We start from the raw sequence: 10,232 nt of genomic DNA, 5'->3' as shown, positions 1-10,232 counted from the left end.
ACACCTTATGGAGCGTAGACTTATAGATACTTATTATTTTTTTTATTATGTTTTGTTCTTTTCGAGAAAAAGAATTACATTTGTAGCCAGAAATATTACTTAACCTGAACGCCCCTGCTTCTAAATGGCGTTCTCTCGCAAAAAGAGAGTGAAAGGAGAGGCACTTTAATAATGAAAAACGATCTGTATAAAAGTATGTGTGCAGCGTTTGCTGTTTTATTCGTTTCAATGGCGCAACAAGGAATGGCGCAAGATACTTACAACATTAAAATTGCTGGTGTATCAGTAACTTCCGAAAACTGTAACAATTTGAGTGTTATAAAAGGTGTTACGGGAAAAGCAAAATACGATAACGATTCTAAAACTCTAACGCTTGATGGAGCTACTATTCATGCAACAAGTACTCACGGTATAGAAAACAGAGTTGATGGCTTGATAATCCGTGTTAGTAACGAAAGCTCTATTGTTTCCGATAAGCAAACAAGTATTTGGAATATGGATAAAGAAATTCGTATTTCGGGCGATGGTAAACTCACACTTACAGGATCGTCTACTGCAAGCGATGATAAATATAATAAAGCTGTATTTAACCAAGGGACAATTACAATTAGCAATTGTAGTGTCGAAGCAAGTGGTGGGAGTAATGGCTTTTATGGTGGTTATTGGATATTTGATAACTGTAATGTACGCGTAAAAGGTGGTAGTAATAGCAACAGTACGCATAAAGGTAGTATTGCTTGGGTATGGGATAGAGATCCAACTTTTACCGATTGTGCAATAACTTCTCCTACGGGAGCATATTGGGAAGAGGTTGAAGAATACGAATATCCTTATTTCTACCTTTATGGTGCTAACAGAGATGTTGTAACAGATTGGGTTGTAATAACAAAGGGCTCTACTGGTATAAAATCTGTTGCGACCGATACAAAAACTAAGAAATGTGGTATATACACATTAGATGGTAGTCGTGTCAATAATAAGATAGAAAACCTACCAGCTGGTATGTATATTGTAAATGGACAGAAAATTCTGAAGAAATAAGAAACCTATATATCAATATTCTTCCTATAAATTGTGTGTAAAAGCCTATTTATAGGAAGGAGAATATTGTATATCAATTATAATATATTCAGAAAAATCTAAACGCTCATGCCTTTATATAGCGTTGCTCGTTAAGAGTTTAAATGGGAGGCATACATCTTATTATGTATAAATCATTATCTAAAGAAAAAAGTATTGCTACTATCGTATTGCTCATTGCAATTTTAATTCTACCAACAACAACTCGTGCACAGAAAATGTACGATCTTTGGGTAGCTAGTTCACAAGTAAGTTCAGACAACTGTAACGATCTTTCAACAATAGCTGAAGTTAGTGGAATTGTGAATTATAATCCTGAAACAAAAACACTTACTCTACAAAACGCTACTATTAATTCTGGCGATAAAGATGCTATCTCTTCTAAGATAGATGGATTGATAGTGAAAGTTATAGGGACCAATAACTTAGTAGCAGCACATACTGCAATAGGATTAAGAACACCATTAACTATTACTGGTGAAGGTACGCTTAATGTAGAAGGTGGAGACAATTGTGCTATATTTGCAATGGGAACAGATTTAACCATAGACAATTGTACAGTGAATGCGAAGAGTGGTAAATATGGTATTACAGGAAATGATGGAGCTATGGAGCATATTACTATTCGAAATGCTAATGTAACAGTTGAAGGTTCAGAAATAGGTTCTATGCTTGATATAGCATCACTTACATTAGAAGGTTGTGCTATCACTCAACCTTCTGGAGCAGCTTATAATCCAAAGATGCGCTGCGTAACAGTGGGAAACAGTGTGGTAAAAAGTAAGATAGTAATAGAGAAGAATACAACAGCTATTTCCATTCCTACGGCTAATACAAATCATTCAAAAGAGATTTATAATGTTAGTGGAGCAAAGTTTAATGGAGAACTAAACAATTTGCCAAAAGGAATTTATATTATTAACGGTAAGAAAGTTGTAAAGTTATAAAGAAATAAGGGCTTACACATCAAATACCATACCTTCATTTGTGAGGAAACTATTGGGGAAAATTGCTTTTGCTTCATTTAGAATAATATCTTCGTTTAAATAACGAGCCGAGTAATGTCCTAAAAGCAATTTTCCTACATTAGCCTTTTTAGCAACAGTTGCGGCTTCTTCTGCTGTGCTGTGATAGTAACTCTTTGCTCTATCTTTATATTCGTTTGTATAAGTACTTTCATGGTAGAGTACATCTACATTCGCAACTTTTTTATATAGTTGTTCCATATATCTTGTATCAGAGCAATAAGCATAACTTCGTGGCTTGTCTGCTGGAATTGTAAGCTTACTATTCATAATAATATCACCATCAGCTGTAGTCCAATTTGCTCCAGCCTTTATATTATTAATTTGACTGATAGGTATATTATAAAAGTCTATCATATCGCGACGAATATGTGGTGTAGTAGGTTTCTCGCGAAATAGAAATCCACAACATGGAATGCGGTGTTCCAATGGAATAGATTCTATTGTAAGACTTTTATCTTCGTAAATTACTTTTGTTTCGGTTGTTTCTATAGGGTGGAACATTACAGCAAATTCAAGTTTCTTACAAAATAGTTCCATCGATAAATTAAAGTATTCTTCAAACTCTTTTGGAGCATAAATGTGGAGTGGGGCAGTACGCCCTGTCATTCCAAAAGTAGAAATCATACCAAATAGACCAAAACAATGATCACCGTGTAAATGTGAAATAAAAACAGCCTGAATCTTAGTGAAATGAACCTTGGTACGACGTACTTGTATTTGTGTACCTTCTCCGCAATCTATCATAAAGTATTTACCACGTATCTCTACTATTTGGCAAGTTGCATTATGACGAAGTGTAGGTAAAGCACTACCACAACCTAATATGTGAATTTTAAATGGAATCACGCTTTATTTCTTTCGTGTAAAGACAAATATTCCAGCATTATTCTCAAGCGACATAGAATCTGCCCCTAACTCAATCACATCGAAAGTGTCTTTTGAAAGGAGAAGTTTACCATTAAATATCTTCCAGAAAGTCCATGCATCTTTTTCTGATTGTAGATTTGATGTAATTTCTCCTCCCTCCTTTATTTCAAAGCTTTTGTCTAAACTAGACCAGTTTCCAAACAGTGAGGTTATATTGATAGCCTTTCGTAGAATTAAATCACCATACTCCTTATAAGCTGTTACAGCAAAACGGTCGCCAACAAGTTTTCCTCCTTTCACAACATCTGTAGAATCATCAGGGTTTTGAATAATTTCTAGAGTGTCGCCCTTATCAGTAAGGAGTAATATAGAATTCATTCCACCATCGAGCATTGTACCATAAATGGTAGAATCCCCACTATTAAGTGAGTCTACATTATTAATATTAGGACTTATCACTGTAGTTGTTTTCTTGTTTTTACAACCAATAAAGCTGAATGCTATTGCTGTAAAAAGTAGCAGTATTCGTACTTTTTTCATAATAAAATATAGAGTAACTTACTTATTATTTTCTATTTCTTTTGCTTCATTCCATAGATTATCCATTTCTTCTATGGTCATATCTTTTAAGTTTTTACCAATTTTCTTTGCTTGTTGTTCAACGTAATTGAACCGTGAAATGAATTTCTTATTTGTATATTCGAGTGCATTATCAGGATTGAGCTTATACAATCGGGCTGCATTGATAACAGAAAACAAAAAATCGCCTAGCTCTTTTGTAGACTTTTCTTTATCACCTTTTGCCAATTCTATTTTTAGCTCGTTAAGTTCTTCATCAACTTTTTTCCATATATCTTCCTTCTTTTTCCAATCGAATCCGACGTTTCGTGCTTTATCTTGTATTCGATATGCTTTTATAAGACTTGGTAGCGAATTAGGGACTCCTGATAAGACAGTTTTATTGCCGTCTCTTTCCTTTTGTTTTCGTTGTTCCCATGTTAACTCAACCTGAGAAGCTGTAGATGGAGAATCTTCTTTTTGAGAAGAGACACTTTGCCTTTCGCTATTAAGATCATCTTTATATACAACCTGCCCACGCTTGTTGATAACCATATTATGATTCGAAACGATCCATCCTGTCCAATCAATAAAATCGTGTCTGAACATCAGTTTATCTGATTGAGCATTGCAAACATCTGCTATGTCAAAGTCATTTGTTTCACTGCCAAGCGATGCATAAAAAACAACGTGTTCCATAACATCACCAAGTTCTTTACAAATATTCTTCTCATCGTGTTTTATTAAAGCATCGGCAAGTTCAAATGCCTCTTCAATTGTATTGGGGCGTAAACTCTCAAAAGTTTGTTTTTTATCCCACGGACATTCTTTTCGTAGTCGTTCTTGTACATCAAGTAAACGCGAGAATGCTGCTATTTTTTCTTCTTTTGTATGCAATTTAATCAAGTTTAAAGTTAAAAGAAGTACTGAGTACTGCTAATAGTTATGCAAAGATAGTGCTTTCAACTGATTTTTTCGTAAATTTGCAACGTTTTTAATGATAATAAAGAAATAATAATATACAACGTATGGAATTAGCAAGTAAGTACGACCCACAGAGTGTGGAAGCAAAGTGGTATGAGTATTGGCTCAACAATAAACTCTTTAGTTCTAAACCTGATGGACGTGAACCTTATACTGTGGTTATTCCACCACCAAATGTAACAGGCGTATTGCACATGGGGCATATGCTTAATAACACTATTCAAGATATTCTTGTGCGACATGCACGTATGGAAGGTAAAAATGCTTGTTGGGTTCCTGGTACCGACCATGCTAGTATTGCTACTGAGGCAAAAGTAGTGAATAGACTTGCACAAGAAGGAATAAATAAAACAGATTTATCTAGAGACGAGTTCCTAAAACATGCTTGGAAGTGGACAGACGAACACGGTGGTATTATTTTGAAACAATTGCGTAAACTTGGTTGCTCTTGTGATTGGGACCGTACTGCTTTTACAATGGACGAAAAACGTAGTAGAAGCGTTATAAAGGTATTTTGCGACCTTTATAATAAAGGCTTAATTTATCGTGGTGTACGAATGGTAAATTGGGATCCAAGTGCAGAGACAGCACTTTCGGATGAAGAAGTTGTTTACAAAGATGAACATTCAAAGCTCTATAATCTAAAATATTATATATCACCAGAAGACCAAAGTAGGGTAGAACGCAAATGTGATGATAATGTCATACATAAAGACGATAAAGGTTATTATGCAGTCGTAGCTACTACACGTCCAGAAACAATTATGGGTGATACCGCCATGTGTATTAATCCTGATGATGTGAAAAATACATGGTTAAAGGGATTGCATGTTATTGTTCCATTAGTTGGGCGTTGTATACCTGTTATAGAAGATACTTATGTTGATATTCAGTTTGGTACAGGTTGCTTGAAAGTTACTCCTGCACATGATATCAATGATCATGCGTTAGGGTTAAAACATGGATTAGAAACCATTGATATATTCAATGATAATGGAACTCTATCGAACGCTGCAGGTTTATATATAGGTCAAGACCGTATGGACGTGCGCAAACAAATAGCAATTGACCTGGAAGCAGCCAACTTGATGGAAAAGATAGAAGATTATGACAATAAGGTAGGCTACTCAGAACGTACCAATGTTCCTATTGAACCGAAACTTTCAACACAATGGTTCTTACGTATGCAGCATTTTGCGGATATCGCACTGAATCCTGTACTGAATGATGAGATAGAGTTCTATCCAAAGAAATACAAGAACACCTATCGGCATTGGTTAGAAAATATCAAAGATTGGTGCATTAGCCGCCAACTTTGGTGGGGACATCGCATTCCAGCTTATTACTTCAAAGATGCGAATGGTAAACCCATAACTGTAGTAGCTGAAAACAATGAAAAGGCTTTTGAGCAAGCAAAGTTGATTAACCCAAATCTAACAGTTGCCGACTTAGAACAAGAAAGCGATTGCTTGGATACATGGTTCTCAAGTTGGTTGTGGCCTATTTCTGTATTTGATGGCATCAACAATCCTGACAACGAAGAAATAAAGTATTACTATCCAACAAGCGATTTAGTTACAGGTCCAGATATTATTTTCTTCTGGGTGGCTCGTATGATTATGGCAGGATACGAATATCGTAATATTTATCCTTTCAAACACGTTTATTTTACAGGTATTGTACGCGATAAACTTGGACGGAAGATGAGTAAGAGCCTTGGTAACTCGCCAGATCCATTAGAATTAATAGATAAGTATGGAGCTGATGGTGTACGTATGGGTATGATGCTCTCTGCTCCAGCTGGCAACGATATATTGTTTGATGAAAGTCTTTGTGAGCAAGGACGCAACTTTAATAACAAGATATGGAATGCGTTTCGCCTTGTTCAAGGTTGGGAGACTGCAGATGTAGAACAACCTGAGGCTAATAAAATAGCCATTAAATGGTTTGATGCGAAGCTTAAAGAAGTAAATTCAGAAATGGGAGAACAATTTAAGAGCTATCGTATATCAGAAGCATTGATGACTGTCTATAAGCTTTTCTGGGACGAGTTTTCTAGTTGGTATTTGGAAATGGTAAAACCAGAATATGGCAAACCAATTGATAAGCAAACTTATGTGGCTACACTCGGTTTCTTCGATATTCTTTTGAAGATGCTACATCCATTTATGCCATTCATTACAGAAGAACTTTGGCAACATCTTTTTGACCGAAACGAGGGAGAAAGTATAATGTTGGAGAAACTTGAATTGGCATTTCCTACTGATAAAGATAAGACCTTGATTGCTGAAATTGAGAATGTGAAGCAAATTGTTGGTGGCATTCGTACTGTTCGCAACCAAAAGAATATTGCCCCGAAAGTATTGCTTGCTTTAGAAGCTGTAGGCAAAAACAACTATGAAGCTTACAATTGTGTCATTGTAAAAATGGCTAACCTCAAGAGCATAAATGTTGTAGATGAGAAGAGTTCTGATGCTTCTGCATTTATGGTTGGTACTGATGGATTTGCTGTTCCACTTGGAAACCTGATTGATGTAAAAGCTGAAATTGAGAAATTGGAAAAGGAATTGGCTCACTTAGAGGGCTTCTTGAAAAGTGTGAAAACTAAACTTTCAAATGAGAAATTCGTTGCACACGCTCCTGAAGCAGTGATAGCTAAAGAACGTAAAAAGCAAAGCGATTCGGAAGAAAAAATTGAAACTATTAAGGCAAATATAGAAGAACTTCGTAATAAATAACTCTTATTTTAGCGAGACTGCTGAAGATTCCATTCTTCGCTCTCGTAAAATCCAGAAAAAAGGTGGGGTATTCTACAAAATGAAGAACCCCACCTTTATTTATTAATAGTTTAAAATGACTATTGTTCGTACTCAATTGCAGCTTGTGCCGCAGCTAACCTTGCAATGGGAACTCGGAAAGGAGAGCAGCTAACGTAGTTTAAGCCTACACGGTGACAGAATTTAACAGAGCTTGGTTCACCTCCGTGCTCACCACAGATACCACACTTTAGTTTCTTACGAGTTTTACGACCTTTCTCTACTGCTATTTTAATAAGCTGACCGACACCTTCTTGGTCGAGAACTTGGAATGGGTCTACATCAAGAATCTTCTTTTCAAGATAACTTGGCAAGAAACTTGCAATATCGTCACGACTATAACCAAAAGTCATTTGTGTTAAGTCATTCGTACCAAAACTGAAATATTCGGCTTTATTAGCAATTAAGTCTGCAGTAAGTGCTGCACGAGGAACTTCTATCATTGTTCCAACTTTAAATGGCACTTCTATTCCTTCTGCTTTGAATATTTTATTGGCAGTTTTACGAATGATTACTTCTTGGTTGTCAAGTTCATTTACAATTCCTACGAGTGGAACCATAATTTCTGGCATTGGATTGAATCCCTCTTTCTTTAATTGTACAGCCGCACCAAGTATAGCACGTGTTTGCATCGCTGTAATCTCTGGGAATGTGTTGCCGAGTCGGCAGCCACGAAGTCCTAACATAGGGTTATGTTCAGATAGTGAGTTCACACGATTTCGAATAAATTGAACGCTAACACCCATTTCTTCCGCCATAGCCTCTTGTCCAGCTTCATCGTGCGGTACAAATTCGTGCAATGGCGGATCAAGTAAACGAATATTTACAGGCATTCCGTCCATACACTTTAGGATTCCATAGAAGTCTTGTTTCTGATAGGGTAATAGTTTTTCGAGTGCTTTTTCCCTACCTTCGATAGAATCTGCAAGAATCATTTCTCGCATAGCCTTAATCTTCAGATCCTCGAAGAACATGTGTTCTGTACGACATAGTCCTATACCAACTGCTCCAAATGTACGTGCTACTTCTGCATCGCGTGGTGTATCTGCATTTGTACGAACACGTAGTTTTGTATATTTGTTGCAAAGATCCATAAGCTGAGCGAAATCACCAGTAACTTCAGCTGCTTTTGTCTGAACCTCACCATAATAAACTTCTCCTGTAGATCCATTCAACGATAGGTAATCACCTTCATGGAGTACTGTTCCATCAATTTCTACAGTACGTTTTTTGTAGTTTACAGTAACACCACCAGCTCCACTTACACAGCACTTACCCATGCCACGAGCAACCACTGCTGCATGTGAAGTCATACCACCACGTGCAGTAAGTATTCCTTCTGCAGCATTCATTCCTGCCAAATCTTCTGGAGAGGTTTCTATACGAACCATTATTACTTTGTGTCCATCTTCATGCCATTTTGCAGCATCATCGGCAAAGAAAACTATTTGTCCTGTAGCAGCTCCTGGCGATGCTGGCAGTCCTCGTGTAAGAACTTTAGCTTGTGCCAATGCTTCTTTATCAAATACAGGGTGTAATAGTTCATCAAGTTTATTTGGCTCGCAACGTAAGATGGCTGTTTTCTCATCAATTTCACCTTCTTTTAGCAAATCCATGGCTATTTTTACCATTGCAGTACCTGTACGTTTACCATTACGAGTCTGTAAGAACCAAAGTTTTCCATCTTGTACGGTAAACTCCATATCCTGCATATCGTGGTAATGTTTCTCCAATTTTTTCTGAATAGCGTTAAGCTGCGCATAAATTTCAGGCATTGCTTCTTCCATTGATGGGAATTTTGTGCTACGGATACTTTCGTCTACTCCTTGTTGTTCTGCCCATTTTAGCGAACCTTTTAATGTAATTTGTTGTGGTGTACGTATACCTGCAACAACATCTTCTCCTTGCGCATTCACCAAGTATTCTCCATTAAAAGCATTCTCACCATTACCAGCATCACGAGAAAAACAAACACCTGTGGCAGAAGTTTCACCCATATTTCCAAAAACCATAGCCTGAACTGTTACGGCTGTTCCCCATTCCTGCGGAATACCTTCCATTTTGCGATAGAGTATAGCACGTTCGTTCATCCATGAAGTAAATACAGCGCAAATTGCTCCCCAAAGTTGTTCCATAGGGTTGGATGGAAACTCTTTGCCCGTCTGACTTTTTATGGCTTTCTTAAATTCTAAAACAAGTTCTTTTAGATCAGCAACATTCATTTCGTTATCCAATTTTATGTTGCGTTTAGCCTTTACACGTTGGATAATAGCTTCAAATGGATCAATATCTTCCTTGTTTTCAGGTTTCATACCTAAAACAACATCTCCATACATTTGTACAAAGCGGCGATAACTATCGTAAGCAAAACGTTCGTTGCCAGTCTTCCTTGCAAGACCTTCTACAACATCATCGTTCAAGCCGAGATTCAAGATAGTATCCATCATACCAGGCATAGAGGCACGTGCTCCAGAACGTACACTTACCAATAATGGGTTTGATGGATCACCGAATTTTGAATTCATTAAATCTTCAATGTGCTTAACGCTTTTTGTTACCTCTGAAGTTAAAGCTTCGACAACTGCTTCTTTACCTTTTTCAAAATATTCGTTACAAACATCGGTTGTAATTGTAAATCCTGGAGGAACAGGAACACCGATTAAATTCATTTCTGCGAGATTGGCTCCCTTGCCACCTAACAAATTCCTCATGTCAGCTTTCCCTTCGGCCTTTCCATTGCCGAAAGTGTAGACTCTTTTCTCAGCCATAATAATTATGTAAATATTTAAATCTTTTTTCGTCAGTGCAAATATAATAATAAATTGCTGAAGAAACAAACTATTAGCGCAAAAAATAGATAATGTGCTTTACATTTGCTATAAAATAGCAGATTTATGTA

Annotated in this window: 7 protein-coding genes; 3 read left to right on the top strand and 4 right to left on the bottom strand. The window is 36.8% G+C overall.

Annotation, left to right across the window (positions count from 1 at the left end; all coding sequences use genetic code 11):
• The first annotated feature begins 171 nt into the window (after positions 1-171).
• Together HMPREF9144_RS05510 and HMPREF9144_RS05505 are read left to right on the top strand one after the other, a co-directional pair.
• Positions 172-1,041, top strand: a complete 870-nt coding sequence (locus tag HMPREF9144_RS05510) for a hypothetical protein (RefSeq protein ID WP_006044918.1) — start codon at positions 172-174, stop codon at positions 1,039-1,041.
• A gap of 164 nt (positions 1,042-1,205) precedes the next feature.
• Positions 1,206-2,027: a hypothetical protein gene (locus HMPREF9144_RS05505; protein ID WP_040595590.1), complete on the top strand. Its 822-nt coding sequence runs from the start codon at positions 1,206-1,208 to the stop codon at positions 2,025-2,027.
• Between the two features lie 12 nt (positions 2,028-2,039).
• Here the strand turns inward: HMPREF9144_RS05505 and HMPREF9144_RS05500 are convergent, their stop codons facing one another.
• The 3 genes from HMPREF9144_RS05500 to mazG are packed head-to-tail and all read right to left on the bottom strand — an operon-like array spanning position 2,040 to position 4,430.
• A complete protein-coding gene (locus HMPREF9144_RS05500) occupies positions 2,040-2,954 on the bottom strand; it encodes a ribonuclease Z (protein WP_006044916.1) in 915 nt (304 codons plus the stop codon).
• 3 nt (positions 2,955-2,957) lie between these two features.
• Positions 2,958-3,515, bottom strand: a complete 558-nt coding sequence (locus HMPREF9144_RS05495) for a lipocalin-like domain-containing protein (RefSeq protein WP_006044915.1) — start codon at positions 3,513-3,515, stop codon at positions 2,958-2,960.
• 18 nt (positions 3,516-3,533) lie between these two features.
• Positions 3,534-4,430 carry a nucleoside triphosphate pyrophosphohydrolase gene (gene mazG / locus HMPREF9144_RS05490; RefSeq protein WP_040595588.1) on the bottom strand — a complete coding sequence of 299 codons (897 nt, stop codon included), beginning with the start codon at positions 4,428-4,430 and terminating at the stop codon, positions 3,534-3,536.
• 131 nt (positions 4,431-4,561) lie between these two features.
• On the opposite strand from mazG, the gene HMPREF9144_RS05485 reads away from it, so the two are divergent.
• Positions 4,562-7,255 (top strand): valine--tRNA ligase, encoded by a 2,694-nt coding sequence (locus HMPREF9144_RS05485; RefSeq protein WP_006044913.1) that lies wholly within the window; start codon positions 4,562-4,564, stop codon positions 7,253-7,255.
• Positions 7,256-7,374: 119 nt separating this feature from the next.
• On the opposite strand, the gene ppdK is transcribed toward HMPREF9144_RS05485, so the two are convergent.
• A complete protein-coding gene (gene ppdK / locus HMPREF9144_RS05480) occupies positions 7,375-10,101 on the bottom strand; it encodes a pyruvate, phosphate dikinase (RefSeq protein WP_040595395.1) in 2,727 nt (908 codons plus the stop codon).
• Between the last annotated feature and the right edge of the window lie 131 nt (positions 10,102-10,232).

Origin of the sequence: Prevotella pallens ATCC 700821, from assembly GCF_000220255.1 — a bacterium.
In the GTDB taxonomy this organism is placed as follows: domain Bacteria; phylum Bacteroidota; class Bacteroidia; order Bacteroidales; family Bacteroidaceae; genus Prevotella; species Prevotella pallens.
Note: the sequence above shows the minus strand (reverse complement) of the source record. Positions and strands in the feature narration are given on the sequence as shown.

Coding starts and splice junctions, on each gene's coding strand:
- ppdK (WP_040595395.1), bottom strand. CDS start 10,101: ATGGCTGAGAAAAGAGTCTACACTTTCGGCAATGGAAAGGCCGAAGGG.
- HMPREF9144_RS05485 (WP_006044913.1), top strand. CDS start 4,562: ATGGAATTAGCAAGTAAGTACGACCCACAGAGTGTGGAAGCAAAGTGG.
- HMPREF9144_RS05505 (WP_040595590.1), top strand. CDS start 1,206: ATGTATAAATCATTATCTAAAGAAAAAAGTATTGCTACTATCGTATTG.
- HMPREF9144_RS05495 (WP_006044915.1), bottom strand. CDS start 3,515: ATGAAAAAAGTACGAATACTGCTACTTTTTACAGCAATAGCATTCAGC.
- HMPREF9144_RS05510 (WP_006044918.1), top strand. CDS start 172: ATGAAAAACGATCTGTATAAAAGTATGTGTGCAGCGTTTGCTGTTTTA.